The following is a 24,626-nucleotide window of genomic DNA, read 5'->3' as shown; positions in this document are numbered from 1 at the left end:
CGGTTGGCGGGGTGGTGTACTCGCTGGGGGTCATCTTCTACGTCTGCAAACGTATTCCTTATAACCACGCTATCTGGCACGGCTTCGTGCTCGGCGGCAGCGTGTGTCACTTCCTGGCGATTTATCTTTACATCGGCCAGTCCTGATAAACATCCCACGGTGGCGCTGCGCTTACCGTGGCTACAATACTCTACGGCCTGGAAATTCCACGGTGGCGCTACGCTTACCGTGGCTACGATATTCTGCGGCCGGGTAGCCCGGCTAAGGCGCAAGCGCCGCAAGCCGGGAACTTTTCCTTAATTTTCTTCCAGCGAATACGGCAATGGTTTGATGCTCAGGCTGCCGGCATCGTCGCGTACACGGAACACGCTGTCCGGTTCCATGTCGTTATTCATCACTACCTGGACCATCAGGCTTCCGTCATCCAGCTGTACGGCTGCCAGCACCGTACCGGTGCGGCGCCAGTTGTCGCCCATCTTCAGCTCCAGGTCTTCCCCGGCTTCCGGCACCCGGCTGGCGGTCCCTGACAGCGTCCACAGCGCGCGCTTATTGGCGCCGCGGAATTTCGCCCTCGCGACCATTTCCTGGCCGGTGTAGCAGCCTTTTTTGAAGCTGATGCCGCCCAGCGCCTGCAGGTTGGTGGCCTGCGGAATGAACTGCCCGCTGTTAGCGCTGTCGATAACCGGCAGGCCGGCTTCAATATTCAGCGCCAGCCACTGTTGGCTGTTGTTAAACTGCGCTTCGCCGCGCAACGCGTCGGTGACGCGGTTGGCGGTGTCGACATCGGTCACCAGCAGGAAGCGCTCGCCCGGGTGTTCAAACCACAGCAGGCTGGTGGCGCCTTCGCTGACCACCGGGGTGGCAGCGTCGGGCAAGGCGGCGAACAGCGGCGCCAGCGCGGCGCGCGCCTGGAAGCCGGCTACTCCCAGCAGAACCAGATCGTCGTTGGCGGCAATGGTGACTTTGGAGAAGACGGCATATTTTTTCAGCTCGGTCAGCTGCGCGTCGCGCAGGCTGCGGCGCTCAATCCACGCGAAGCCGCCCTCGCGACGGAATACGCGCAGGTTGCTCCACATCTTGCCTTTGGCATCACAGTGGGCGGCAAGCAGATGCTGGGCATCGGTGAGATGACTCACATCGGCGGTAATCTGCCCCTGCAGATATTTTTCGCTGTCCGGCCCGCTAATTGTCGCCAGCGCCCAGTCATCCAGGGTCATCAGCGTTAACGGCAGACGAGCGGAAGAGGAAGGCTGACGCGGAGGAAAAGGTGTAAAAGCCATAGTCATATCCTGAATCGCTTAACGCAGTGTGTGTGACCAATGGTAAAAGAGCTATAGTGCATTGCAAGTGCTTTCAACAGGCCATTTGTGCGCTGGCGTGAGACAGCCGCCTGACGCAGGGAATCAATAAGCCCATCATTATTTTAAGGTTTTTATGGAAGGATGCTCGCATTCAGCGATATTCCTGTAAAGTTACGGCAGAAAACGGGTTAAACTAACCTATATTTTGCTGCTGGAAGGTCAACATGGACATTAACAATAAAGCACGTATCCACTGGGCATGCCGCCGCGGGATGCGCGAACTCGACATCTCCATCATGCCGTTCTTTGAGTATGAGTACGATACCCTCAGCGACGCTGACAAACAGCTGTTCATTCGCCTGCTGGAAAATGACGATCCGGATCTGTTCAACTGGCTGATGAACCACGGCAAACCGGCCGATGCGGAGCTGCAGCGGATGGTAACCTTAATTCAGACACGGAATCGGGAACGTGGTCCTGTGGCAATCTGATCTCCGTATCTCCTGGCGCGCGCAGTGGTTTTCCCTGCTGCTTCACGGCGTGGTGGCGGCCCTGGTGCTGTTGGTTCCCTGGCCGCTGAGCTATACCCCGATCTGGCTGCTGCTGCTGTCGCTGGTGGTCTTCGACTGCGTGCGCAGCCAGCGGCGGATCCATGCCCGTCGCGGGGAGATAAAACTGCTCACCGATTCCCGTCTTCGCTGGCAAAACGCCGAATGGGAGATCCTCGGGACGCCGTGGGTTATCAATAGCGGTATGCTGCTGCGTTTGCGCCATGTCGATACCCGGCGCGGACAGCATCTTTGGCTGGCGGCGGACAGCATGGACGCCGGAGAGTGGCGCGATCTGCGCCGGCTGGTGCTGCAAAAACCGGCGCAGGAGTAAGCCGCGTCAGGAAAAGTGTTCGGCCATTTCGCCGAGGATCTGCTCGCACCAGCTCTGGATGCGCTCGTCGCTCAGGTCGTACTGGTTGGTTTCATCCAGCGCCAGGCCAACGAACAGTTGGCCATCGGCGATCACCGGTTTCGGGCTGGTGAACTCATAGCCTTCGGTTGGCCAGTAGCCGACAAACTTCACGCCCTTGGTCGCCAGCTTGTCATGCAGCATGCCGAGCGCGTCAAGGAACCATTCGCCGTAGCCCAGCTGATCGCCCATGCCGTATAGCGCGACGATCTTTCCCTCGAGGTTCAGGGTGTCCAGCTGATCCCAGACCGCTTCCCAGTCTTCCTGAATTTCGCCGAAATCCCAGGTCGGGATGCCAAGGATCAGTACGTCGTACTGGCTCATCAGCGCGGGGGAGTCATCTTTCAGATTGTGCAGCGTCACCAGTTCGGGGCCGATGATATCGCGGATTTTCTCCGCGGCCATTTCGGTGTAGCAGGTACTGGAGCCGTAAAACAGACCTATATTCATCGCGTAAACATCTCGATTCTTGCCGTGAATGGCGGGCAGTGTACCAGAAAGGCGTCCTCTTAAGGCATAATGAGAGCGTTTAACGAACAAAGAGGCCGATGTGAAACAGGATCTGGCACTAATCGAACAGTTTCTCGATGCCCTTTGGCTGGAGCGCAACCTGGCGGAGAATACGCTCAGCGCCTACCGTCGCGATTTGACGATGTTAGTTGAGTGGCTGCACCATCGCGGCCTGTCGCTGGCAAGCGTTGGCAGCGACGATCTGCAGGCGCTGCTGGCTGAGCGGCAGTCCGGCGGCTACAAAGCCACCAGCACCGCGCGCCTGCTGAGCGCCGTGCGCCGTTTTTTCCAGCATCTGTACCGGGAAAAAATTCGCCCGGACGATCCCAGCGCGCTGCTGGCCTCGCCGAAGCTACCGCAGCGGCTGCCAAAAGATCTCAGTGAGGCGCAGGTTGAGCGCCTGCTGCAGGCGCCGCTGGTGGAGCAGCCGCTGGAATTGCGCGATAAAGCGATGCTGGAGGTGCTGTATGCCACCGGCCTGCGCGTCTCGGAGCTGGTGGGGCTGACGATGAGCGACATCAGCCTGCGGCAGGGCGTGCTGCGGGTGGTGGGAAAAGGCAACAAAGAGCGGCTGGTGCCGCTGGGGGAAGAGGCGGTACTGTGGGTGGAAAATTACCTCGAGTATGGTCGCCCCTGGCTGCTGAACGGCGTGGCGTCGGATGTCTTATTTCCCAGCCAGCGCGCCCAGCAGATGACGCGCCAGACCTTCTGGCACCGGATTAAACACTATGCCGTACTGGCGGGGATCGACAGCGAAAAGCTTTCCCCGCACGTGTTACGCCATGCGTTCGCCACGCATTTGCTCAATCATGGCGCCGATCTGCGCGTGGTGCAGATGCTGTTAGGACACAGCGATCTCTCCACCACGCAGATATACACCCACGTGGCGACCGAGCGTCTGCGACAACTTCATCAACAGCACCACCCGCGGGCGTGAGTGCTGAACAAAAGGACTGAGTATGAAAAAAGGTTTATTGATGTTCACCCTGCTGGCGGCCTCCCTTTCAGGAACGGCGCACGCCGATAGCGCGGCAATTAAACAGTCGCTGGCGAAGCTGGGTGTGCAGAGCACCGATATTCAACCATCGCCGGTTTCCGGGATGAGCACGGTGCTGACCGACAGCGGCGTGCTGTACGTGACCGACGACGGCAAGCATATCATCCAGGGGCCGATGTACGACGTGAGCGGCGCGCAGCCGGTCAACGTCACCAACCAGCTGCTGCTGGGTAAGCTGAACGCGCTGAGCAATGAGATGATTGTCTACAAAGCGCCGAAGGAGCAGCACGTCATCACCGTCTTCACCGATATTACCTGCGGCTACTGTCATAAACTGCACGAGCAGATGAGCGACTACAACGCGCTGGGGATCACCGTGCGCTATCTGGCTTTCCCGCGCCAGGGTCTGCAAAGCCAGGCGGAGCAGGACATGAAGGCCATCTGGTGCGCGAAAGATCGCAACAAAGCGCTGGATGACGCCATGAATGGTAAAGGCGTGCAGCCGGCGAGCTGCAGCGTAGATATCGCCAAACATTACACCCTCGGCGTGCAGATGGGCGTCAACGGTACGCCGGCGATGGTCCTCAGTAACGGCATGGTGCTGCCGGGCTATCAGGGGCCGAAAGAGCTGAAGGCGTTCCTCGATGAGCACAAAAAACAGACAAGCGGTAACTGATTCGCGTGAAACAACAGATACAACTACGCCGCCGCGAGGCGGTTGACGGCGTCGAACTCCCCGCCGACCTGCCGCCGCTGCTGCAGCGGCTATATGCCAGCCGCGGGGTGCGCAGCGCGCAGGAGCTGGAGCGCAGCGTCAAAGGCATGCTCCCCTGGACGCAGCTCACCGGCGTTGAAAAAGCGGTCGAGATGCTGCATGACGCGTTCCAGAAAGGGTTGCACATCGTGGTGGTCGGTGATTTTGACGCCGACGGCGCCACCAGCACCGCGCTCAGCGTGTTGGCCCTGCGCGCGCTGGGTTACGGCAACGTCTCCTATCTGGTGCCGAACCGCTTTGAAGACGGCTACGGTTTAAGCCCGGAAGTGGTCGATCAGGCCCATGCTCGCGGCGCGCAGATGATCATGACCGTCGACAACGGGATCTCGTCCCATGCCGGCGTCGATCATGCCCATGCGCTGGGGATCCCGGTGCTGGTGACCGATCACCATCTGCCGGGCGAGACGCTGCCGGCGGCGGAAGCTATCGTTAATCCCAACCTGCGCGATTGCGACTTCCCGTCAAAATCACTGGCCGGGGTGGGGGTGGCGTTTTATCTGATGCTGGCGCTGCGCACTTTTCTGCGCGATAAAGGCTGGTTCGACGCTCGCGGCATCCCCGCGCCGAACCTTGCCGAGCTGCTGGATCTGGTGGCGCTTGGCACCGTCGCGGACGTCGTGCCGCTGGATGCTAACAACCGTATCCTCACCTGGCAGGGGTTAAGCCGCATTCGCGCCGGCAAATGTCGGCCCGGTATTAAGGCGCTGCTGGAAATTGCCAACCGCGATCCGCAAAAGCTGGCGGCCAGCGACCTCGGTTTCGCCCTCGGGCCGCGCCTGAACGCGGCGGGACGGCTGGACGACATGTCGGTCGGCGTCGCGCTGCTGCTGTGCGACAACATCGGCGAAGCGCGGGTGCTGGCCAACGAGCTCGATGCGCTTAATCAGACGCGCAAAGAGATTGAGCAGGGGATGCAGGCGGAAGCGCTAACGCTCTGTCAGCAGCTGGAGCGCAGCGCCGATACCCTGCCCGGCGGGCTGGCGATGTACCATCCGCAATGGCATCAAGGGGTAGTCGGCATTCTCGCCTCGCGGATTAAGGAGCGCTTCCATCGCCCGGTTATCGCTTTTGCGCCTACCGGCGACGGCACGCTGAAAGGCTCCGGTCGTTCCATTCAGGGGTTGCATATGCGCGATGCGCTGGAGCGCCTTGATACGCTTTATCCCGGGCTAATCCTGAAGTTCGGCGGCCACGCGATGGCGGCGGGCTTATCGCTGGAGGAGGCGCGTTTTGAAGAGTTTCAACAGCGCTTCGGCGAGCTGGTGACCGAATGGCTGGATCCTGCGCTGTTGCAGGGCGAGGTGGTTTCCGATGGCCCGCTGGCGGCGGCGGAGATGAGCATGGAAGTGGCGCAGATGCTGCGCGACGCCGGGCCGTGGGGGCAGATGTTCCCGGAACCGCTGTTTGACGGTCGTTTTCGCCTGCTGCAGCAGCGGCTGGTGGGCGAGCGTCACCTGAAGGTGATGGTCGAACCGGTTGACGGCGGGCCGCTGCTGGACGGTATCGCCTTCAACGTTGATACTTCCATCTGGCCGGATAACGGCGTGCGTGAAGTCCAGTTAGCCTACAAGCTCGACATCAACGAGTTCCGCGGCAACCGTAGCCTGCAGCTGATCATCGATCACCTCTGGCCAAATTGACAACAGTGTAGGAATAAGGGCGCGAATCCGGTAGAATTCCGCTCTTATCACCGCATTTTGACAAATCCATTAAAAGAAACCGACCATGTTTGAAATAAATCCGGTAAAAAACCGCATTCAGGACCTCACGGAGCGCTCCGACGTTCTTAGGGGGTATCTTTGACTACGATGCCAAGAAAGAGCGTCTCGAAGAAGTAAACGCCGAGCTGGAACAGCCGGACGTGTGGAACGAACCCGAACGCGCCCAGGCGCTGGGTAAAGAGCGTTCTTCCCTGGAAGCCATCGTAGATACCCTGGATCAGATGTCCCAGGGGCTGGAAGACGTTGCCGGCCTGCTGGATCTGGCCGTGGAAGCGGACGACGAAGAGACCTTTAACGAAGCCGTCGCCGAGCTGGATACCCTGGAAGAGAAGCTGGCGCAGCTTGAGTTCCGCCGCATGTTCTCCGGCGAATACGACAGCGCCGATTGCTACCTTGACATTCAGGCCGGTTCCGGCGGCACCGAAGCCCAGGACTGGGCCAGCATGCTGATGCGCATGTACCTGCGCTGGGCGGAGGCGCGCGGCTTTAAGACCGAAATCATCGAAGAATCCGAAGGTGAAGTCGCGGGGATTAAATCCGTAACCATTAAGATCATTGGCGATTACGCCTACGGCTGGCTGCGTACGGAAACCGGCGTTCATCGTCTGGTGCGTAAGAGCCCGTTCGATTCCGGCGGCCGCCGTCATACCTCCTTCAGCTCCGCGTTCGTTTACCCGGAAGTGGAAGACGATATCGATATCGAAATTAACCCGGCCGACCTGCGCATTGACGTATACCGCGCCTCCGGCGCCGGTGGTCAGCACGTTAACCGTACGGAATCCGCGGTGCGTATTACCCATATCCCGACCGGGTTGGTGACGCAGTGCCAGAACGACCGTTCGCAGCACAAGAACAAAGACCAGGCCATGAAGCAGATGAAAGCAAAGCTTTATGAACTGGAGATGCAGAAGAAAAATGCCGAGAAGCAGGCGATGGAAGACAACAAGTCCGATATCGGCTGGGGCAGCCAGATCCGCTCTTACGTGCTGGATGACTCGCGTATTAAAGATCTGCGTACCGGGGTGGAAACCCGCAACACTCAGGCGGTGCTCGATGGCAGCCTGGACCAATTTATCGAAGCAAGTTTGAAAGCAGGGTTATGAGGAACCAACATGTCTGAACAACAAGCACAGGGCGCTGACGCGGCAATTGACCTTAATAATGAACTGAAAACCCGTCGCGAGAAGCTGGCTGCGCTGCGTGAGCAGGGCGTCGCATTCCCGAACGATTTCCGTCGTGACCATACCTCTGACCAACTGCACGCTGACTTCGATGGCAAAGAAAACGAAGAGCTGGAAGCGCTGAACGTTGAAGTGGCCGTTGCTGGCCGCATGATGACCCGTCGTATCATGGGTAAAGCGTCCTTCGTGACCCTGCAGGACGTAGGCGGCCGCATCCAGCTGTACGTGGCGCGTGATGACCTGGCGGAAGGCGTTTATAACGACCAGTTCAAAAAGTGGGACCTCGGCGACATCATCGCCGCCCGCGGTAAGTTGTTCAAGACCAAAACCGGTGAGCTCTCTATCCACTGCACCGAGCTGCGTCTGTTGACTAAAGCTCTGCGCCCGCTGCCGGACAAATTCCACGGCCTGCAGGATCAGGAAGCGCGTTATCGCCAGCGTTACCTGGACCTGATCTCCAACGATGAATCCCGCAAGACCTTCAAAGTGCGTTCGCAGATCCTGGCAGGCATCCGTCAGTTCATGGTTGGCCGCGGCTTTATGGAAGTAGAAACCCCGATGATGCAGGTGATCCCGGGCGGCGCTTCCGCGCGTCCGTTCATCACCCATCATAACGCGCTGGATCTGGACATGTACCTGCGTATCGCGCCGGAACTGTACCTCAAGCGTCTGGTGGTTGGCGGCTTCGAACGCGTCTTCGAGATCAACCGTAACTTCCGTAACGAAGGGATCTCCGTTCGTCATAACCCAGAGTTCACCATGATGGAACTCTACATGGCTTATGCGGATTATAAAGATCTGATCGAGCTGACCGAATCTCTGTTCCGCACCCTGGCGCAGGACATCCTCGGCAATACCGAAGTGCCTTACGGCGACCAGGTGTTCGACTTCGGCAAGCCGTTTGAAAAACTGACCATGCGCGAAGCGATCAAGAAATACCGTCCGGAAACCGAGATGGCGGATCTGGATAACTTTGATTCCGCGAAAGCGATCGCTGAATCTATCGGCATCAAAGTGGAGAAGAGCTGGGGTCTGGGCCGTATCGTGACCGAGATCTTCGAAGAAGTGGCGGAAGCGCACCTGATCCAGCCGACCTTCATCACCGAATACCCGGCGGAAGTTTCTCCGCTGGCGCGCCGTAACGACGTCAACCCGGAAATCACCGACCGCTTTGAATTCTTCATTGGCGGCCGTGAGATCGGTAACGGCTTTAGCGAGCTGAACGACGCCGAAGACCAGGCGCAGCGCTTCCAGGATCAGGTTGATGCGAAAGCCGCAGGCGACGACGAAGCAATGTTCTATGACGAAGACTATGTCACCGCGCTGGAACACGGCCTGCCGCCGACCGCTGGTCTGGGTATCGGTATCGACCGTATGGTCATGCTGTTCACCAACAGCCACACCATCCGCGACGTTATTCTGTTCCCGGCGATGCGTCCGCAGAAATAATCGCCCTTCGCGAAAAGCAAAAAACCCGGCTTGCCGGGTTTTTTTATGTCTGATGTGAGGTCCTAAGGCTGGCGTAGCCTGGCTCAGCGCAGCGCAAGCCGGGGATCTCGGATGGCGGCGTAAACGCCTTATCCGGGCTACGCAATGGCGCAGAACCGTAGGCCTGTGCAAGCGTAGCGCCGCCAGGCATTAATGACAGGCACAGGGCTGCGCCTGACCTGGAGAATAGTCAGCTTACCCGCGCAGACGCGCAACAAAGTCGGTCAGCGCCTGGCGGGCGTCCCGATTTTCCGCTTCCAGCACCATCCACGGGCTGAACGCCCACGGCGTGGCGGCCAGCGCGCTTAACATGGTTGCCAGGTCAACCCACTGATAGTCCATGACTTCATCGTCGTTAGGCTGCACTTCGCTTACCACGCGCGCGGCATATACCGGGCACACTTCGTTCTCAACGATACCGTTTGGGGCGACCGCCCGGTAGCGGAAGGCCGGGTGAACCGGCGCGATATCAGAGATCTCCACACCGAGTTCGAAGCGACAGCGGCGCGTGACGGCCTGCTCGAAGGTCTCGCCCTGCTGGGGGTGTCCGCAGACCGAGTTGGTCCATACCCCGGGCCAGGCTTTTTTGCCCAACGAACGGCGAGTGACCAGTAACTGACCCTGCTGGTTAAACAGCCAGCAGGAAAACGCGAGATGTAAAGGGGTATCAAACGTATGGGCGGCATACTTCTCCAGCATACCGGCAGGCTGATCCTGCTCATCCAGCAAAATGACGTGTTCCCCGGCCATGACGACTCCTGAAAATAAAAAATGACCCGGCACAAACCCGCCGGGTCATGTACTCAGGCCACTAGGGTAGCCCATAAATGGGAGAAAGGCATTACCAAAACAAGCCCTGGCAGCATGTTGGCGACCGGGAAAAGCTTAATGTTGCAGATGCGTAATCCAGTGGCCACCATCAGCAATCCACCGGCGCAGGAGAAATCCGCCATCATTGACGGCGTGATCATCGGCAGAATAAACACCGCTAGCATCGCCAGCGCCACCTGAATCACGATCTGCGGGATAGCGATGGTCATCACCGCGTAGCCCAGCAGCGTCGCGAAGATCCCGGCGGTAAAAAGATCGAGGATGGTTTTAATGTACAGGATTGATGGATCGCCGCTCATACCTTCGGTCATGGCACCAAAAATACCGGTACCGCTGGCGCAAAACAGGACCAAAATAGCCACGAATTTTTCGGTGAACTCTTCATGACCTAATCCCTGAACGGGTGGAAGAACTTTATTAATCAACCCGCGCGTTGATCCCGCCGCGCTGCCGATGCGTTTTTCCAGATGCAGCAGTTCGCCGAGGAAGGCGCCGAGTACCATCGCCAGCACTACCGCCGGCATATATTTCACCTTCAGTACCAGGGTGATACCCAGGCCGACGGAGCAGAGACCAAAGGTCATCGGCAGGGCTGTTTTGACGCGTTCCGGAAGTTTTCCTCCGGCCATTGCGCCGATCAATCCGCCGATAATCACGGCGGAACCATTTACATACGGACCAATTAACATTGCGAGTTCCTGTTACGTGTAAAGCAGCTCGCCCTCACCCCAGCGCGGGATGTTATTGACCTCCAGGTCAAACAGGTCAAGCGCGCGGTTTACGCTATGGGTAATAATGTCATCTGCGCTTTGCGGACGCTGATAGAGTGCAGGCACCGGCGGAAAGATGATGCCGCCCATCTCGGTAACTGCCGCCATATTACGTATATGGCCGAGATTAAGCGGCGTCTCGCGCGCCAGCAGTACCAGCCGACGACGTTCCTTTAGCACTACGTCCGCCGCGCGGGTAAGCAGATTATCGGTGAGACAGTGGGCGATAGCGCCCAATGATCGCATCGAGCAGGGGGCAACCAACATCCCCAGCGTTTTAAACGAGCCGCTGGAGATGGACGCGCCCAGATGGTTGATGGGATGTACCACGTCAGCCAGCGCCATCACTTCATCTAAGCGGTAATCCGTTTCCAGCTCGCAGGTTTTTTCCGCACCTTTGGAGACCACCAGATGAACCTCTATCGCCAGTGGCCGCAAAAGTTCCAGCGCTTTCACGCCGTACTGGAACCCGGAAGCGCCGCTAATCCCAATGATGATGCGTGGTGTCATGGTATTCGCCCTTATTCGAAGTCCGGCAGGAAACGTTTTACATCAACCGCTTTGAACTTAGAGCGCTCAAAGTTGTGTTTCAGATGGAACGGTACGGTGCAGTCGAAAATGGTTTTGCACGACATTCCCTGCTGCAGCACGCTCGGGCTGTACTCTGGCAACTGCGACGGGTCGAGCGGATGACAGCGCACACCCGGGATCATTACGGTATCGACATCACCCTGGTAGCGGGTTTGCATCGCCCACAGCACATCGTCGCTATCGAAAATATCAACATCCTCATCCACCAAAATGACGTGCTTCAGCTCCGGGAAAGCGGAGAACGCCAGGAGCGCCGCCTGGCGCTGGCGGCCTTCATCGGCAGGGGAAGATTTCTTAAATTGCAGTACCGCCAGTAGTTTGCCGCCGCCTGCCGAGTGGGCGAAGACGTTGAGTAATTTGCCCGGCATGGCGCGCTCCACCATATCGAGAATACTCGCTTCGGTCGGGATCCCGGCCATGTTGACATGTTCTTCGCCTGGTCCGACGGTGGTGCGCCAGATAGGCTGAGTACGATGGGTGACGGCTTTGACTTTAATAACCGGAATCGCCTCTTTCGCTTCACCGGTATAGCCCGGGAACTCCGGCATTGCGCGGCCGGTATGGGTGTTCTGATCTTCGCGTACGCGCACGTTCGGCAGCAGTTCGCCTTCGATAACGATTTCGGCGTGGGCAATGGCTTTTTCATTAATAGTCTTACATTGCACCATCTCCACCGCGCGGCCACGCAGCGCGCCGGCGATGCTTAGCTCGTTGAAACCCAGCGGGGTGGTCGGTGGCTCAAAGCAGGCGGCGATTTCGATAGCCGGATCGACGCCGATACTGATCGAAATAGGCAGCGGCTGGCCCGCCGCTTCCGCCTTCATGCGGAAGGCATCGATATGACGACCCGGCGTCAGCCACATTGATAGCTCATCGCGGCTCTGGACACACAGGCGATGAATAGTGATATCGGATTCGTGGGTTTGCGGGTCGGAGGCGTAGCACAGGCCCATAGTGATATACGGACCGGCATCTTCTTCGGTGTTAGTTGGCGCAGGCAGCAGTTTACGCAGATCAAAATCAGCATCGCTGGCGAGGTGAACCACTTCCTGGCATACCGCCGTGTCCTGTACTATGGTTGGGCTAATAGCATTTTCAACGGAATCTTTCAGCAAATGACCCAGTTTTGCCGGTTCACACTGCAGGAACTGGCTAACGCGCTGGCGCGAGCCGTTCAGACCGATGGCCACGCTGATATCGTCGAACCCCTTAATTTTGTTAAAGACCATGACCGGGCCGTTCTTGCGCGTTGGGCGCTGGCAGGTGCCGCCGGCGCCCACGTAGCGGTAAACGCCTGAGAGCTCGGCGTGAGGATCGACTTCGGTATCGGTCTCAACATATTCGCCCGGCAGCGTTTTTAACAGTGCCAGAGCCGAACGTAAATCATGCACCGGTGAAGGCGTTTTTTTATCTGAATTTGCCATGAGTGTTCCTTTAAAAAGCAATTTTGCTAAGCGCACAATATTTTTCTTCGATAAATTAAACAAATACCGTTTACCGGATGGTCAGTAGATCAAAAAAGTTGGTTTTAAAAAAATGTTAATAAACAATTAATCAATATGGTGAATTCGACGCGGCTTTTTATTTCTCAGCGTTAGTGTGATACTGCCCGGAAGATAATTAATGAGGCCGGTCATGGATCTTAAACGCTTACGCTATTTTTGCCGGGTAGTGGAACACGGTTCGGTGAGTCAGGCGGCGAAGTCGCTCAATATGGCGCAACCACCGCTCAGCAAGCGGATTCAGGAGCTTGAAGAAGAGCTGCAGGTTTCACTTTTCGAGCGCCGCGGCAACCGCATTGAACCGACGGAAGCGGGGTATTTCTTATATCGAAAAGGCTGTGAAATTTTACGCCAGGTGGAGGATACCGCTCGGGAGACGGCCGATATTGCGCAAAAGACCCGCGTGGAAGTACGTATTGGCTTAACTCATCTGTACCAGAATTATTTTCAGCCTTTATTAATGGAGCTCTATCGGCGCAATCCTGAAACCGCGATAAATATCTCGGTGACTGACTCAAGTCATCTGGAAACATTATTAAATGAAGGCGCTATCGATCTGGCATTAATACAGCGACCCTACCGCGGAGAAGGCTTCGATTATATCTCCTTCGACCCCATTAAACTGGTAGCGGTCATTAATAAAAAATGCCTGTCGCAACCGCCTTCCAACCCCTATGACTACAATGCTCTGGCGGAGATGCCGCTGGTGCTGCTGCACCGGGCGAAAGATTCCGGCACCTATGAAATGTTAATGGACCTGTTCCGTAAATCCGGCGTTAGCGCGAAGGTGATTATGCATATTACCCAGCCCGGAGTGATCCTCGACTGGCTGGAGGACGGGCTGGAAGCGGCGACATTGCTGCCATCTTCGGAAGTGAATGCCGAAAAACTTCCTCATTGCTATGTGGTTGATGTCTTCCCCTCACCGCAAATATTTTATCCGGCTCTGGTGAAATTGCCGTCGATGCCGTATCTGCCGGCGCTGATGGATATTATCGCCGGGGGTTATCCTTTTACCGCGCCGAGGGAGTAGAGATCAGAGAAAAAGCGTAGAGCATTGGGGATTGTTGCACGGACTGGTATGATATTCGCCCTGATTGCGAGGTAAGTGGTTGTGTTAAGTGCAGGATGCCTGATGATGAAACGCTTTTATATGACACTGATGCTGGCGGCAAGCCTGGTGCTGGCCGGCTGCTCCAGCACCTCCGATTCCGGTGGCACCTACACCGTTAAACGCGGCGATACCCTGTACGGCATCTCCCGCACCACCGGCACCAGCGTTCGCGATCTGGCCCGCCTGAATAACATCTCCCCGCCTTACACCATTGAGGTGGGGCAGAAGCTGAAGCTTAACGGCAGCAGTTCAACGAAGACAACGAAGAAAAAATCTTCCTCTACGCGCACCGCGGCGGTCACGCCTTCGTCCGCGGTACCTCAGTCCTCCTGGCCGCCGGTGGGACAGCGCTGCTGGCGCTGGCCGACCAGCGGCAAAGTGGTCCTGCCTTATTCCACCGCCGATGGCGGCAATAAAGGCATTGATATCGCCGGAACCCGCGGCCAGCCGGTGTATGCCGCCGGGGCGGGCAAGGTGGTCTACGTCGGCAATCAGCTGCGCGGCTATGGCAACCTGATCATGATTAAGCACAGCGAGGATTACATCACCGCCTATGCCCACAACGATAAGCTAATGGTGAATAATGGCCAGAGCGTGAAGGCCGGCCAGCAAATTGCCACCATGGGCAGTACGGATGCCGACTCAGTGCGGCTGCATTTCCAGATCCGCTACCGGGCGACAGCCATCGATCCGCTGCGTTACCTGCCGCCGCAGGGAAGTAAACCTAAGTGCTAAAAGGTTATTTTATCGCCAGTCAGCATCCGGCAGGCTTGTCACAGGGTGCGTAAGGGCTATAATGCTTCTCGCACCTCTTCGCGGGCGTAGTTCAATGGTAGAACGAGAGCTTCCCAAGCTCTATACGAGGGTTCGATTCCCTTCGCCCGCTCCAAATTCAAGTCTCCTGAAGTCTACCCAACTCAATTTTCCCTTGATAAATCAGCGATTATAGCATTCTGTTAGTCTATTGAACTCCGGCAGAGGACTCCACTTTGGTTGCGGGATCGGCGTTTTGCGCTGCTGGCGCTGGAGTCGTAGCGTTTAGTGATATTTCCGCGCTTATCCTGTTTCCGCAGGATGAGTGATTTTACGCAACCGGCTCGCGCTGACGACGACCGATACCGCAGAGGCCGCGGCGGCGCTCCACAGCGCAACATGAATTGACCTTTCATCTGCTGCCAGCAGAACGGCTACGGCGGCGGCTCCCAGGCACTGCCCGAAAGTGCGCATAATGGATAAAACACCGGACGCATAACTCGCGTGCTCACGAATAACGTTTGAGAGCATTTCCCGGTTATTGGGACTCTGAAAGCAGCCAAACCCTATTCCGCATACCAGACTTCGCAGGCAGATATCCCACATTGAAGGTCTGGCGGGTAACGTCGCCAGCAGGATCAAACCGACGACAAATATCACCAGCCCCAGGGTGGATATCGCCGGGGCTGATATCGTGTCCGCCCAACGGCCTGCATGCGGCGCAATCAGCACGATCCCTAATGGCCACGGCGTAAACAGCAGGGCAGACACTACCGGACTGTAGCCGTATTCGCTCTGAAACAGGAAGGGTAGCGCAATAAAGGTGATCCCCTGGCTGACAAAAGCAACCATCGACGTGAAGGCCGCGAGGGTAAAACGTTCATTTTTAAACATGCTCGGCGGCAGTAAGGGATGACCCGTGCGGCGGATTTGCCAGATAAAAGCCATGCCGCTCAGCGCAGCGAGAGCCATCCAGCAAAGGCTGCCGAATTGAGAAGTAGCGTTCTGTAGGCTGTTCGCCGCCATGATCGTCGAACCCAACAGCAGCGCCGACAATATGGCGCCCACGGTGTCGAAGGGCGCCTGCATACGGATCGCATCCCGCGGCAGCGCTCTGACCGCCAGCAGTAAGGCGAGGGTGCCGGGAAGAATGTTTATCGCAAACAGCCATTGCCAGCTAAGAGTGTGAAGGATCGTACCGCCCAATACCGGGCCGATAGCGGAGCTCGAGGCAATGAGCAGGGCATGGAACCCCAGAATGCGGCCAAGTAAGCGTCCGGGAAATACGGACCTGAGTATTGCGGGGGCAATACTCAGCGTCGCCGCGCCGCCGATCCCCTGAAGCACGCGCATACCGATAAGCACTTCGGGCTTATTCGCCAGCGCACAACCCAGTGATGTCAGGGTAAAGGTCGTCAGGCCCGCCAGAAATACGGGGCGATAACCCAGACGGGCCGCAAGCGCCGCGAATATCGCCAGCGTCATCGCAGCCGCCAGCAGATACCCGTTGGCGAACCAGACGGCAATACTGGCAGGTACCTGCATCTCCTGAGCCATGGAGGGCAGGGCAATGTTGATCATGGTGCCATCAAACACGCCCATTAAGGTGGTGGTCATTATTGCGGCCATCACCCGTGCGCGCGCCGGGCCAGGCAGTCCTTCGTCGCCGGGTTGACTGGAAAAGAGCGTCATCATTTGTCCTCTGAGAAGAGTGTATGGATGACAAAACTATAAAGATGGCTTTTACCAGGCGGAAGGCGCACTATTTTCACTTTATTGTTGCATCAAACGCCTTATCTTAATGTGCTGGGAGGAAGGGTAATGTCTGATCCCGATTTTAATTTGCTGGTAGCTCTCGACGTATTGCTGAGTGAAGCGAGTGTCGCAGGTGCGGCTCGTCGTCTGAACCTCAGCACTTCGGCCATGAGCCGGACATTAAGCAGGTTACGCGATGTCACAGGAGACCCGATCCTGGTACGCGCCGGGCGTAACATGGTACTGACCCCGTGGGCCGAAGCGACCCGGGATCGCGCCAGGCGTGCAGTGCACGATGCCAGGGCGGTATTACAGCCCTCAACTGAAACGTTCAGCGCGCAAAATCTGGCGCGTCTTTTTACCATCAGGGCAAACGATGGTTTTGTGGTGGCGTTTGGGCCTGCGCTTATAGCAGCGGTTGCCGACGCAGCGCCGGACGTCTGTATACGCTTCGCGCCTAAGCCGGAAAAAACGTCGCGCTATCTTCGGGAAGGGCTGGTTGATCTGGAGATTGGCGTTCAGAGTAATATGGGGCCAGAAATACGGCTGCAACGACTGTTTGAGGATCGGTTTGTTGGCGTCGTCCGTAAAGGGCACCCGCTGGCTAAGCAGGCTGAAATAGGCGTGAGTGATTATGTCGCCTGGGGCCATGTGGTAGCGTCACCCGAGGGCGCGTTGCACGGATCCGTTGACGATGCGCTGGCCGAACTGGGGACAAAACGTAAAATTGCAAGCGTCGTACCGGGATTTCCGACAGCACTTTCCGTGGCGCTGGAATCGGATCTTATCGCCATGATACCCGCACTCTATTTACTCAATCAGCAGGTAACGGACCAGGTACACCTTTTCGAGCTGCCGTTCAAAAGCCGTCGTATTACGGTATCGCAGATGTGGCACCCAAGAATGGAACGCGACCCCGGTCACCGCTGGCTGAGAGAGCAAATTCTTGCGATATGCGGTGTGGCCCGGTCAGTCATGACTAAGGAGCCTGTATAGCGATTGCTATAACATCAATGTATATTAAATGAATAATTCAACTTACTGATATTTAAGGTTAAATGCATCAAACGAAGTAGCGGTGTAGTAGCTAAATTGAGATGTCCATCTCTGACCAAATAGACATGTCCGCGCTACCGTCTCGCCACAGCGATCGCTGCTTTCAAAGGATGAGACTCATGACGGCATACGGAACGGAAATTTTCTCAATGAGCGATGTGAACAGACTCACGATCGAAGTCTCCATACTTCGATAGATCGTTTATGTTCTTTCCGCGAGACCTGATCGAAAGCCCTCCTGGTACCTTTAAATTAACAATTAACGATAAATAAAGGACAGCTTCCCTGTCCTTTATTCTTTTTTATTCAGTTTTGCTCTCGCGCGATCGTAATACCTCACCGACCACCGGGGCGGCGGTAAACGCATTTGGCCATCCCGCGTAGAACGCCGCCTGGGCGACCACTTCTCCGGCCTCTTCAGCCGAAAGCCCATTATCCATAGCTCTGTTTAGGTGGTAGCCAATCTGCGCGCTCTGTCCGGCGGCGATTAACGCGCTGACCGTCACCAGACTTCTGTCGCGGGGCGTAAGCGCGGGCCGTTGCCAGAGGTCGAGAAACAGCGGGTCGGCGGTAAATTTAACCAGGCCAGGCGAAATGGGGCCGACATTTTTTTCCACGGTGTCTGCACGCTGTTTCTCTACCTGTTCATTGAGTGGCAGCAGCGTTGGCGAGGCGGCGGGCAGGGCCTCTGCCATCACGCCCCTGGCTTCAAAGATGGCTTTAGCGACGCTGACGGCTGACATCGCATTGGGCCAGCCAGCGTAGAAGGCGAGGTGAGTAATGATCTCTGACACTTCCGCTGGCGTCACGCCGCTATCGAGCGCAACGGCAATATAGTGCTTCAGCTCGCCTGGCTGGTTGCGGGCAATCAGCATCGCTACGGTCACGATGCTACGGTCGCGGGCGGACAGGGCGTCACGTTGCCAGAGGTCGTTGCTGATGGCCTCGCGGCCGAAGCGTGCCAGCGCCGGGGAGACCGCTTGAATATCAGCGTCCGCAAGGGTGGAAGGGGTAATTTTCATCATAGCTTCATCTCTTTGTTCGTGGGCATAAGCAAAATCAGACAGCACAAGCGACAAGGCTGCCGCGGCAATCACATTTTTCATGTTTTATTCTCCCTGCTGAACAGGACAGAGGGTTACCGCGTCCACACCTGATGATGGTCTTTGGCTTGCGGCGTGTTTTGCGCCATCACGCCTGTGAGGAAGTGCGGCTGGTAGGCTTCTTCCAGATAACGGATGTCTTCCGGGCTCAGTTGAAGGGCTACAGCGTTGACCGCGCCGTCAACATGATGCTTTTGCGTGGCGCCGATCACCGGGGCGGTGACTTTAGTCAGCAGCCAGGCCAGCGAAATTTCGGTCATCGAGACCTGATGCCGTTCGGCAATTTCGGCGACGCGGGCAATAATGATCCGGTCCTGCTCTGCCGTGCCGTCGTATTTGCCCCGGGCATAATCATCTTCCACCTCTCGCCGCGTGTGGCCTTCTAAGCGGGAGAGACGGCCGCTGGCCAGCGCGCTATAGGGAGTCATGGCGATACCCTCTTCTGCGCACAGCCCGAACAGCTCTCGTTCATCTTCACGCATAATCAGGTTGTAGTGGCTCTGCACAGAAACAAAGGATGTCAGCCCTTCGCGTTCGGCAAGGGCGTTCGCCTTCGCCAGCTGCCAGGCATAGCAATTGGAAATGCCAATCGCGCGCACCTTGCCGGCGGTCACTGCGGTGTGCAGCGCCTCCAGCACGTCGATAACCGGGGTGTTGTAATCCCAGATGTGGTAGATGTAGAGGTCGATGTAGTCCATCCCGAGGTTTCGCAGACTCTGGTCAAGCGAGCGGGCTATCGCCTGTTTTCCGCTGATCCCCTCGGCAATCTGGGCAGCGGTTCGTGGCAGAAACTTGGTGGCCAGCACCACCTCCTCGCGTTTTGCCATCTCCCGCAGCGCCCGGCCAACGTACCGTTCGCTGGAGCCGTTCTGATAGGCGATGGCGGTATCGTAAAAATTGATGCCCTGTTCCAGAGCGTGGCGGATGATGTCCCGGCTGGCTGTTTCGTCCAGCGTCCAGCGATGCTGACCCGTTGACGGATCGCCAAACCCCATACATCCCATGCAGATACGGGAGACCAGTAAGTCACTCTTCCCGAGCCGGGTATACTGCATCGTTATTTTCTCCCTTTGGGTTATTCCACCAGAGTATTAAGCCGCGCGATCAGTCTGGCCGCGTGTTCCCGGGCAAGCGTTTTTTGCTGAGCGATTTTGTCGGCATCCCGGTCGGCGTAGCTAATACCGCAGGTATAAACCGGCGCCAGCAGCGCAAGATTGCACAGCCTGGCCGTGGTCTCGAAGGGAAGGAGATACTCCTCAATGGCATGGCCAAAGAAACCGTCAGCGGTATAGAGCGCCTGTGGCGCTCCCGTGGTGAAGGAGAGGAGCAGCTTTTTACCACCCAGTTTCGCCGTTGAGCCATGGGCGAAGCCGTGGACAAATACCTCGTCCAGCCACTGTTTCATTAACCCGGGCAGCCCATACCAGCTAAAGGGAAACTGCCAGACAATCACATCCGCCTGCAGCAGGCTTTCCTGCTCAGCGGCGATGTTGAATTTGCCGTCCGGATAGAGCCAGTCCAGACGACGGATTTCCGCATCAGGCAGGGCGGTCGCCAGCTCATCGAGGATGGTGGCGTTGGCGATGGAATGGTTAAGATCCGGATGCCCGGAAACGACAAGAATATGAGCCATTCCCAACGTTACTCCTGATGTTTAAATTCAGCGGAGAAGAGATTTTCCCAGCTAATAAACGAGCCGAGTGGAATACACTCGAAGGTTAATAGACCCGCTTTTGCCAGCGGAAATTCGGCCATGACATTATTCGCCTCTTCCACGGTGTCGCACTCGAGGAAAATAGCGACGCCGGGTCGATCCTGACGGAAATAGATGTCGCGAATAAAACCTGACTTGTACAGTCCCCAGGCGTGCAGGGCTTCTGCGGTAAGGTGCGGCGCATAGTGTTCCAGCGTCGCGCCGGGGGCAGGGATATCCAGACATAAAATTCGCATAGTTGTCTCCGGAAAGTCGTTGTCAGCGGGAAGAGACAAAAGTATACGAGCCGCAGGGGGGGAAGATTAGGCGGTCATTGACTTAAGAATATTTAGCCTGTACTTAATAATCAGGCGAGGGTGTCTTAAGGAGATGCTATGAATAACGCGCTTTATAATCAGATACGCATCTTTCAGAGCATTGCGCGCGAGGGCAATATCTCGGCCGCCGCGCGCAAGCTCGAAATCACGCCGCCGTCGGTCAGCAATGCGCTCAGGCTGCTGGAGGAGCATATTGGCCACCCCCTTTTTGTGCGCACTACCCGGCGTATCGAGCTGACGGAAACCGGGCAACAGCTGCTGGAGCAGACCGCCGCGGCGGTGGAGACACTGGAAAAGTCGCTGGAAATCATCCGCGACCAGAATCAGGAGCCCTCCGGGGCAGTGAGAATAACCCTCTCGCGCTTTGCCTACCTGCTTATTCTCAAACCGGCGATGGCGGCATTTTGTCAGCAATATCCGGGGATCCAGCTGGAAATATCGGTCTATGACGGTACCGTCAATATTATTGAAGAACGTTTCGACCTTGGGATCCGCTTTGGCGATATTCTCGAAGGCGGCGTGGTCGCCCGCCCGTTAATGAAGCCGTTTCGTGAAGGGCTATACGCCTCCTCTGCCTATCTTGCCGAATATGGCGTGCCCGCGATGCCTGCCGATCTCCATCATCACCGGCTGATTGGCTATCGCTTTATTACCAACAACCGCATCCTGCCGCTGATCCTCAATGACCACGGCGAGCAGCTCACCGTCGAGATGCCCGGACAGTTAATCAGCAATGATATTGACGTCATGGCCGACGGTATTCGCCACGGACTGGGGATTGGCCGTTTATTTGAACCTATCCTGCAATTACAGCCCGATCGTGAGCAGTTTATTCCCGTGATGGAGGACTACTGGAAAACCTATCCGCCGGTTTATCTCTATTACCCAAAAAACGCGGGCAGAACGAAAAGGGTGAAAGCCCTGATTGATTTCCTGATAATGCATGCCGCGGAATAAAGGCTATTTTGCGTGCGAAATATCTGAAGGCACAGATCCTGTCTTTCCCTCAGTCTTAACCCTATACTCCTTGCGGATAAAGCGGTTTTTATCGCGATGATTTTTGCCGCTCAACGGCTTAACCCATCACCAACGTCATAGGCTGGGAATATCAATAAGGGAGAGGTATCAATGGGCAGACGCTTCATAGTCTGTATATTCGCGCTGGTGGCGTTTTCGGCCAGTGCTGCGCATGGTGTTCACGGTGGCCATAACGGGCAGTCGGTGAGCGCTGGCGCCGACGGCGGCAACGGTTCGAACGGCGGCGATATCGATAATTCCTCGGGTCGGGCAGGGTGCCCTGGCGGCACCGATCCCGATAAGCACGGTCATTTTTATCTCCCTGGCACCAGCGAACCCTGCAATCCTGGGCCCCAGGATGCAGAGAAAGTCGGGTCTTCCCGCTAGCGTTCAGCTCAGATCGTGCAGCGCTTTGTCCAGCGGCGGGGAAAGCTGAATATCNNCCGCCAGTCCGCCACGCTCCGGTGAGCAGCACATGACGCCCGCTTTCACCGGGCCTGGCGGAAAGTAGCCGAGCCGCAGCAGCGGCCAGCGCTCGCCGTCGGTTGAATACTGCAGCCTTAACGCGTCGCCCTTGCGGGTCAGCCGCAGCCAGAAGGTGCGCGGGTCGCCGGGGAAAAGCCCGGTGGCCCAGTCGGAGTGGGTTAGCGTCAGTACGCTGCCGATGGCCGGGGCATCGTCATTAAACTCAATTCCCGCCTTCAGCCAGGTCTGCTCGTCGGCCATCATCATCAGCCCAGCCTGGTCGTAAAGCGTGGTGAAATCCGCACAGATTTTTGCCTGCAGGGTAAAATCGCCCGCCACTTCTGCGGCATAGAGATGGCCAGAGAAGCGCTCGAAGCCATACCAGGTATGGCGCCAGAAGTCGGTATGCTTATTAGTGACCACCGTCAGGCCGTCGGAATCGCGGCGCCACTCGGCAGGTTCATTGATCCAGTGAAAGTACGGCTGCATTTTTCCTCCGGGATATGCTTTCAGACAGGGTTATAACAGCGACTGCAGCGCGGGTGACGCCATGCTGGCCTCAAAGGGAATAATCTCTGTACGGGCGAGACCCAGCTGCTGGAAGGGATCCTGGCTCAGACGCGCTTGCAGAGTTTCCCGGCTATCGCATTTTGCCAGAATGACGCCGCCGGTGCGGGGAATACGGCGGCCGGAGGCGAGAAAGAGGCCGTCGGCATAGCCTTTTTTGAGCCATTCGATGTGGGCGGGGATCGCACGGTCAACCTCTTCGAGCGGTTTTATATACGTTAAAACAACCACATAAATCGTACTCATCCTGAAAGCCCTGGCAATCCAATGGGATCTCCAGCCTGACATATTTCGATGATGGAGAAAAGAAAACGCGGCATTTTTCCGTGCTATTTAGCAGGGATGGCGGGGCGCAACATCCCGGATGCTCATCGCAGACGTGAATTAATATATATGTTTTTGCGCATGTATATTGATCTTTCTTTGTGGCCCCGTATGCTGTCCGTCACGCTTGAGGAGAAATCATGTCTTTATTGCCCCTGCAACTGTTCAAAAACCTCGCCGATGAAACTCGGCTGGGGATCGTATTGCTGCTCAAGGCGCGTGGAGAGTTGTGCGTGTGCGATCTCTGTACGGCGCTCGTCCAGTCCCAGCCCAAGATCTCCCGCCATCTGGCGATGCTCCGTGAGAGCGGATTGCTGCTGGATCGTAAACAGGGTAAGTGGGTCCATTACCGCCTCTCTCCGCAGATGCCGGCCTGGGCGGCGCAGGTGATTGAGCAGGCCTGGCTCAGTCAGCAGGAGGATGTGCGGCTGATGATCAGCAGACTGGCTGGCGGGCCGGGGTGCCGGTAAAAAATTTATCTTAACATATATGATTTTTCGAATGTGATTGGCGGAGGAACGATGTTGCTGGCAGGTACGATTTTTATCCTGACCCTGGTGCTGGTGATCTGGCAGCCGCGGGGGTTAGGGATCGGCTGGAGCGCGGCCTTTGGCGCGGCGCTGGCGCTGGCCACCGGTGGCGTACAGGTAGCCGATATCCCGGTGGTATGGCATATCGTCTGGAATGCGACCGCCACCTTTATCGCCGTTATCATTATCAGCCTGCTGCTTGATGAGTCTGGCTTTTTCGAATGGGCCGCGCTGCACGTTTCCCGCTGGGGAAGAGGCCGGGGTCGACTGCTGTTTACCTGGATTATCCTGCTCGGCGCGGCGGTGGCGGCGCTGTTTGCCAACGACGGGGCGGCGCTGATCCTCACGCCAATCGTGATTGCCATGCTGCGAGCGCTGGGGTTCAGCAAGGGAACGATGCTGGCCTTTGTCATGGCCGCCGGATTTATTGCCGATACCGCCAGCCTGCCGCTGGTGGTGTCGAATCTGGTGAATATCGTTTCGGCAGATTTCTTTGCCATCGGCTTTAGGGAGTACGCTTCGGTGATGGTGCCGGTCGATCTCGCGGCGATCCTCACCACCCTGGCGATGCTGCACCTGTTCTTTCGCAAGGATATCCCGCCGGCCTGGGATATGGCGTTACTGAAAGCGCCGGCCACGGCAATAAAAGATCCAGCGACGTTCCGCACCGGCTGGGGCGTGCTGCTGCTGTTGCTGGCTGGCTTTTTCGTCCTTGAACCGCTGGGGATCCCGGTCAGCGCCATCGCGGCGCTCGGTGCCGGGATCCTGTTTGCTGTCGCGAAGCACGGGCGGGTAATTAACACCGGTAAGGTGCTGCGCGGCGCCCCGTGGCAGATAGTGATCTTCTCGCTGGGAATGTATCTGGTGGTGTATGGTCTGCGAAACGCCGGGTTAACGGACTATCTGACCACGGTGCTGAACATGCTGGCGGAGCGCGGCCTCTGGGCCGCGACGCTGGGCACTGGTGTTCTGTCGGCCTTCCTCTCTTCGATTATGAATAATATGCCCAGCGTACTGGTCGGCGCCCTGTCGATTGATGGCAGCGCGGCAACAGGGACGATCAAAGAGGCCATGATTTATGCCAACGTCATCGGCTGCGATCTGGGGCCCAAGATCACGCCAATTGGTAGCCTGGCCACGCTGCTGTGGCTGCATGTGCTGGCGCAGAAGCACATCACCATCGGTTGGGGGTATTATTTCCGCTGCGGCATCACCATGACCCTGCCGGTGCTGCTTGTGACGCTGGCCGCGCTGGCGCTGCGTCTCTCCTTCAACCAGCCATGA

27 protein-coding genes, 1 tRNA gene and 1 pseudogene are annotated in these 24,626 nt (G+C 57.1%); 16 read left to right on the top strand and 13 right to left on the bottom strand.

Features of this window, described 5'->3' with window-relative positions; translation table 11 throughout:
- Nucleotides 1–146 (top strand): annotated as a pseudogene (locus KHQ28_RS14260) (hemolysin III family protein); the annotation flags it as partial.
- Nucleotides 147–296: 150 nt separating this feature from the next.
- On the opposite strand, the gene ygfZ reads toward KHQ28_RS14260, so the two are convergent.
- Nucleotides 297–1,280 carry a tRNA-modifying protein YgfZ gene (gene ygfZ / locus KHQ28_RS14255; protein WP_002916313.1) on the bottom strand — a complete coding sequence of 328 codons (984 nt, stop codon included), beginning with the start codon at nucleotides 1,278–1,280 and terminating at the stop codon, nucleotides 297–299.
- A 245-nt stretch (nucleotides 1,281–1,525) separates the two neighbouring features.
- On the opposite strand from ygfZ, the gene sdhE reads away from it, so the two are divergent.
- The gene (gene sdhE / locus KHQ28_RS14250; RefSeq protein ID WP_002916312.1) at nucleotides 1,526–1,792 is read left to right on the top strand and encodes an FAD assembly factor SdhE; all 267 of its coding nucleotides are present in this window, start codon (nucleotides 1,526–1,528) and stop codon (nucleotides 1,790–1,792) included.
- Nucleotides 1,773–2,183: a protein YgfX gene (locus tag KHQ28_RS14245; RefSeq protein WP_002916310.1), complete on the top strand. Its 411-nt coding sequence runs from the start codon at nucleotides 1,773–1,775 to the stop codon at nucleotides 2,181–2,183. The genes sdhE and KHQ28_RS14245 overlap by 20 nt, the downstream gene beginning before the upstream one ends.
- Nucleotides 2,184–2,189: 6 nt before the next feature.
- Here KHQ28_RS14245 and fldB read toward each other — a convergent pair whose 3' ends face one another.
- A complete protein-coding gene (gene fldB, locus KHQ28_RS14240) occupies nucleotides 2,190–2,711 on the bottom strand; it encodes a flavodoxin FldB (protein WP_004144730.1) in 522 nt (173 codons plus the stop codon).
- 100 nt (nucleotides 2,712–2,811) lie between these two features.
- Here fldB and xerD point away from each other — a divergent pair, with 100 nt between their 5' ends.
- The 5 genes from xerD (at nucleotide 2,812) to lysS (ending at nucleotide 8,894) form a co-directional block, all read left to right on the top strand.
- Nucleotides 2,812–3,708, top strand: a complete 897-nt coding sequence (gene xerD, locus KHQ28_RS14235; protein ID WP_004144729.1) for a site-specific tyrosine recombinase XerD — start codon at nucleotides 2,812–2,814, stop codon at nucleotides 3,706–3,708.
- A 22-nt stretch (nucleotides 3,709–3,730) separates the two neighbouring features.
- Nucleotides 3,731–4,444 (top strand): bifunctional protein-disulfide isomerase/oxidoreductase DsbC, encoded by a 714-nt coding sequence (gene dsbC / locus KHQ28_RS14230; RefSeq protein ID WP_004174456.1) that lies wholly within the window; start codon nucleotides 3,731–3,733, stop codon nucleotides 4,442–4,444.
- Between the two features lie 5 nt (nucleotides 4,445–4,449).
- Nucleotides 4,450–6,183, top strand: a complete 1,734-nt coding sequence (recJ, locus tag KHQ28_RS14225; protein ID WP_004149758.1) for a single-stranded-DNA-specific exonuclease RecJ — start codon at nucleotides 4,450–4,452, stop codon at nucleotides 6,181–6,183.
- Nucleotides 6,184–6,268: 85 nt separating this feature from the next.
- A protein-coding gene (gene prfB, locus KHQ28_RS14220; protein WP_095858446.1) for a peptide chain release factor 2 occupies nucleotides 6,269–7,367 on the top strand; the annotation gives its coding sequence in 2 pieces (ribosomal slippage) (nucleotides 6,269–6,343 and nucleotides 6,345–7,367; 1,098 coding nt in all).
- A 9-nt stretch (nucleotides 7,368–7,376) separates the two neighbouring features.
- Nucleotides 7,377–8,894: a lysine--tRNA ligase gene (gene lysS / locus KHQ28_RS14215; protein WP_002916299.1), complete on the top strand. Its 1,518-nt coding sequence runs from the start codon at nucleotides 7,377–7,379 to the stop codon at nucleotides 8,892–8,894.
- 234 nt (nucleotides 8,895–9,128) lie between these two features.
- On the opposite strand, the gene idi is transcribed toward lysS, so the two are convergent.
- From idi to KHQ28_RS14195, 4 genes are read right to left on the bottom strand one after another with little or no spacing between them, the layout of a single operon-like run.
- On the bottom strand, nucleotides 9,129–9,683 hold the full coding sequence (idi, locus tag KHQ28_RS14210; RefSeq protein ID WP_002916298.1) for an isopentenyl-diphosphate Delta-isomerase: 555 nt from the start codon (nucleotides 9,681–9,683) through the stop codon (nucleotides 9,129–9,131).
- A gap of 53 nt (nucleotides 9,684–9,736) precedes the next feature.
- Nucleotides 9,737–10,453 carry a DUF554 domain-containing protein gene (locus KHQ28_RS14205; RefSeq protein ID WP_004144724.1) on the bottom strand — a complete coding sequence of 239 codons (717 nt, stop codon included), beginning with the start codon at nucleotides 10,451–10,453 and terminating at the stop codon, nucleotides 9,737–9,739.
- Nucleotides 10,454–10,465: 12 nt separating this feature from the next.
- Nucleotides 10,466–11,044, bottom strand: coding sequence for a UbiX family flavin prenyltransferase (locus tag KHQ28_RS14200; RefSeq protein ID WP_004144723.1), 579 nt, complete (start codon nucleotides 11,042–11,044; stop codon nucleotides 10,466–10,468).
- Nucleotides 11,045–11,055: 11 nt separating this feature from the next.
- On the bottom strand, nucleotides 11,056–12,549 hold the full coding sequence (locus KHQ28_RS14195) for a UbiD family decarboxylase (protein WP_032418367.1): 1,494 nt from the start codon (nucleotides 12,547–12,549) through the stop codon (nucleotides 11,056–11,058).
- A gap of 211 nt (nucleotides 12,550–12,760) precedes the next feature.
- Here KHQ28_RS14195 and KHQ28_RS14190 point away from each other — a divergent pair, with 211 nt between their 5' ends.
- The 3 genes from KHQ28_RS14190 (at nucleotide 12,761) to KHQ28_RS14180 (ending at nucleotide 14,630) form a co-directional block, all read left to right on the top strand.
- Nucleotides 12,761–13,660, top strand: coding sequence for a LysR family transcriptional regulator (locus KHQ28_RS14190; protein ID WP_004181230.1), 900 nt, complete (start codon nucleotides 12,761–12,763; stop codon nucleotides 13,658–13,660).
- Between the two features lie 102 nt (nucleotides 13,661–13,762).
- Nucleotides 13,763–14,476, top strand: a complete 714-nt coding sequence (actS, locus tag KHQ28_RS14185; RefSeq protein ID WP_004157874.1) for an amidase activator ActS — start codon at nucleotides 13,763–13,765, stop codon at nucleotides 14,474–14,476.
- 80 nt (nucleotides 14,477–14,556) lie between these two features.
- A tRNA-Gly gene (locus tag KHQ28_RS14180) sits at nucleotides 14,557–14,630 on the top strand.
- Between the two features lie 167 nt (nucleotides 14,631–14,797).
- On the opposite strand, the gene KHQ28_RS14175 is transcribed toward KHQ28_RS14180, so the two are convergent.
- Nucleotides 14,798–16,186 carry an MFS transporter gene (locus KHQ28_RS14175; RefSeq protein WP_004151784.1) on the bottom strand — a complete coding sequence of 463 codons (1,389 nt, stop codon included), beginning with the start codon at nucleotides 16,184–16,186 and terminating at the stop codon, nucleotides 14,798–14,800.
- 129 nt (nucleotides 16,187–16,315) lie between these two features.
- Here KHQ28_RS14175 and KHQ28_RS14170 point away from each other — a divergent pair, with 129 nt between their 5' ends.
- Nucleotides 16,316–17,245: a LysR family transcriptional regulator gene (locus KHQ28_RS14170; RefSeq protein ID WP_002916293.1), complete on the top strand. Its 930-nt coding sequence runs from the start codon at nucleotides 16,316–16,318 to the stop codon at nucleotides 17,243–17,245.
- Between the two features lie 362 nt (nucleotides 17,246–17,607).
- Here KHQ28_RS14170 and KHQ28_RS14165 read toward each other — a convergent pair whose 3' ends face one another.
- Genes KHQ28_RS14165 through KHQ28_RS14150 form a run of 4 tightly spaced genes read right to left on the bottom strand, consistent with a single transcriptional unit; the run spans nucleotide 17,608 to nucleotide 20,358 of the window.
- Nucleotides 17,608–18,411, bottom strand: a complete 804-nt coding sequence (locus KHQ28_RS14165) for a carboxymuconolactone decarboxylase family protein (RefSeq protein WP_032418368.1) — start codon at nucleotides 18,409–18,411, stop codon at nucleotides 17,608–17,610.
- A 32-nt stretch (nucleotides 18,412–18,443) separates the two neighbouring features.
- Nucleotides 18,444–19,463, bottom strand: a complete 1,020-nt coding sequence (locus tag KHQ28_RS14160) for an aldo/keto reductase (protein ID WP_032418369.1) — start codon at nucleotides 19,461–19,463, stop codon at nucleotides 18,444–18,446.
- A gap of 20 nt (nucleotides 19,464–19,483) precedes the next feature.
- A complete protein-coding gene (locus KHQ28_RS14155) occupies nucleotides 19,484–20,041 on the bottom strand; it encodes an NAD(P)H-dependent oxidoreductase (RefSeq protein ID WP_004174492.1) in 558 nt (185 codons plus the stop codon).
- Between the two features lie 8 nt (nucleotides 20,042–20,049).
- A complete protein-coding gene (locus KHQ28_RS14150) occupies nucleotides 20,050–20,358 on the bottom strand; it encodes a superoxide dismutase (RefSeq protein WP_004151785.1) in 309 nt (102 codons plus the stop codon).
- A gap of 138 nt (nucleotides 20,359–20,496) precedes the next feature.
- On the opposite strand from KHQ28_RS14150, the gene KHQ28_RS14145 reads away from it, so the two are divergent.
- Both KHQ28_RS14145 and KHQ28_RS29615 read left to right on the top strand, forming a co-directional pair.
- Nucleotides 20,497–21,396, top strand: a complete 900-nt coding sequence (locus KHQ28_RS14145) for a LysR family transcriptional regulator (RefSeq protein WP_004174493.1) — start codon at nucleotides 20,497–20,499, stop codon at nucleotides 21,394–21,396.
- Nucleotides 21,397–21,567: 171 nt separating this feature from the next.
- The gene (locus KHQ28_RS29615; RefSeq protein WP_004174494.1) at nucleotides 21,568–21,843 is read left to right on the top strand and encodes a hypothetical protein; all 276 of its coding nucleotides are present in this window, start codon (nucleotides 21,568–21,570) and stop codon (nucleotides 21,841–21,843) included.
- Between the two features lie 3 nt (nucleotides 21,844–21,846).
- On the opposite strand, the gene KHQ28_RS14135 is transcribed toward KHQ28_RS29615, so the two are convergent.
- The gene (locus KHQ28_RS14135; RefSeq protein ID WP_211777621.1) at nucleotides 21,847–22,410 is read right to left on the bottom strand and encodes a DUF1349 domain-containing protein; all 564 of its coding nucleotides are present in this window, start codon (nucleotides 22,408–22,410) and stop codon (nucleotides 21,847–21,849) included.
- A 30-nt stretch (nucleotides 22,411–22,440) separates the two neighbouring features.
- Nucleotides 22,441–22,734 (bottom strand): YciI family protein, encoded by a 294-nt coding sequence (locus KHQ28_RS14130; RefSeq protein WP_002916282.1) that lies wholly within the window; start codon nucleotides 22,732–22,734, stop codon nucleotides 22,441–22,443.
- A 218-nt stretch (nucleotides 22,735–22,952) separates the two neighbouring features.
- On the opposite strand from KHQ28_RS14130, the gene KHQ28_RS14125 reads away from it, so the two are divergent.
- Both KHQ28_RS14125 and KHQ28_RS14120 read left to right on the top strand, forming a co-directional pair.
- Nucleotides 22,953–23,282 carry a metalloregulator ArsR/SmtB family transcription factor gene (locus KHQ28_RS14125; RefSeq protein ID WP_032418370.1) on the top strand — a complete coding sequence of 110 codons (330 nt, stop codon included), beginning with the start codon at nucleotides 22,953–22,955 and terminating at the stop codon, nucleotides 23,280–23,282.
- Between the two features lie 51 nt (nucleotides 23,283–23,333).
- Nucleotides 23,334–24,626 carry an arsenic transporter gene (locus tag KHQ28_RS14120; RefSeq protein WP_032418371.1) on the top strand — a complete coding sequence of 431 codons (1,293 nt, stop codon included), beginning with the start codon at nucleotides 23,334–23,336 and terminating at the stop codon, nucleotides 24,624–24,626.

Origin of the sequence: Klebsiella sp. 28, from assembly GCF_018223905.1 — a bacterium.
In the GTDB taxonomy this organism is placed as follows: Bacteria; Pseudomonadota; Gammaproteobacteria; order Enterobacterales; family Enterobacteriaceae; genus Klebsiella; species Klebsiella pneumoniae.
The sequence above is the reverse complement of the archived record's forward strand: the minus strand, read 5'-3'. Positions and strand labels throughout refer to the sequence as shown.

Bases quoted from the DNA above. Each gene is read 5' to 3' on its own strand.
- ygfZ (WP_002916313.1), bottom strand. From the start codon at position 1,280: ATGGCTTTTACACCTTTTCCTCCGCGTCAGCCTTCCTCTTCCGCTCGT.
- sdhE (WP_002916312.1), top strand. From the start codon at position 1,526: ATGGACATTAACAATAAAGCACGTATCCACTGGGCATGCCGCCGCGGG.
- fldB (WP_004144730.1), bottom strand. From the start codon at position 2,711: ATGAATATAGGTCTGTTTTACGGCTCCAGTACCTGCTACACCGAAATG.
- dsbC (WP_004174456.1), top strand. From the start codon at position 3,731: ATGAAAAAAGGTTTATTGATGTTCACCCTGCTGGCGGCCTCCCTTTCA.
- lysS (WP_002916299.1), top strand. From the start codon at position 7,377: ATGTCTGAACAACAAGCACAGGGCGCTGACGCGGCAATTGACCTTAAT.
- idi (WP_002916298.1), bottom strand. From the start codon at position 9,683: ATGGCCGGGGAACACGTCATTTTGCTGGATGAGCAGGATCAGCCTGCC.
- KHQ28_RS14205 (WP_004144724.1), bottom strand. From the start codon at position 10,453: ATGTTAATTGGTCCGTATGTAAATGGTTCCGCCGTGATTATCGGCGGA.
- KHQ28_RS14200 (WP_004144723.1), bottom strand. From the start codon at position 11,044: ATGACACCACGCATCATCATTGGGATTAGCGGCGCTTCCGGGTTCCAG.
- KHQ28_RS14195 (WP_032418367.1), bottom strand. From the start codon at position 12,549: ATGGCAAATTCAGATAAAAAAACGCCTTCACCGGTGCATGATTTACGT.
- KHQ28_RS14190 (WP_004181230.1), top strand. From the start codon at position 12,761: ATGGATCTTAAACGCTTACGCTATTTTTGCCGGGTAGTGGAACACGGT.
- actS (WP_004157874.1), top strand. From the start codon at position 13,763: ATGATGAAACGCTTTTATATGACACTGATGCTGGCGGCAAGCCTGGTG.
- KHQ28_RS14175 (WP_004151784.1), bottom strand. From the start codon at position 16,186: ATGACGCTCTTTTCCAGTCAACCCGGCGACGAAGGACTGCCTGGCCCG.
- KHQ28_RS14170 (WP_002916293.1), top strand. From the start codon at position 16,316: ATGTCTGATCCCGATTTTAATTTGCTGGTAGCTCTCGACGTATTGCTG.
- KHQ28_RS14165 (WP_032418368.1), bottom strand. From the start codon at position 18,411: ATGAAAAATGTGATTGCCGCGGCAGCCTTGTCGCTTGTGCTGTCTGAT.
- KHQ28_RS14160 (WP_032418369.1), bottom strand. From the start codon at position 19,463: ATGCAGTATACCCGGCTCGGGAAGAGTGACTTACTGGTCTCCCGTATC.
- KHQ28_RS14155 (WP_004174492.1), bottom strand. From the start codon at position 20,041: ATGGCTCATATTCTTGTCGTTTCCGGGCATCCGGATCTTAACCATTCC.
- KHQ28_RS14150 (WP_004151785.1), bottom strand. From the start codon at position 20,358: ATGCGAATTTTATGTCTGGATATCCCTGCCCCCGGCGCGACGCTGGAA.
- KHQ28_RS14145 (WP_004174493.1), top strand. From the start codon at position 20,497: ATGAATAACGCGCTTTATAATCAGATACGCATCTTTCAGAGCATTGCG.
- KHQ28_RS29615 (WP_004174494.1), top strand. From the start codon at position 21,568: ATGGGCAGACGCTTCATAGTCTGTATATTCGCGCTGGTGGCGTTTTCG.
- KHQ28_RS14130 (WP_002916282.1), bottom strand. From the start codon at position 22,734: ATGAGTACGATTTATGTGGTTGTTTTAACGTATATAAAACCGCTCGAA.
- KHQ28_RS14125 (WP_032418370.1), top strand. From the start codon at position 22,953: ATGTCTTTATTGCCCCTGCAACTGTTCAAAAACCTCGCCGATGAAACT.
- KHQ28_RS14120 (WP_032418371.1), top strand. From the start codon at position 23,334: ATGTTGCTGGCAGGTACGATTTTTATCCTGACCCTGGTGCTGGTGATC.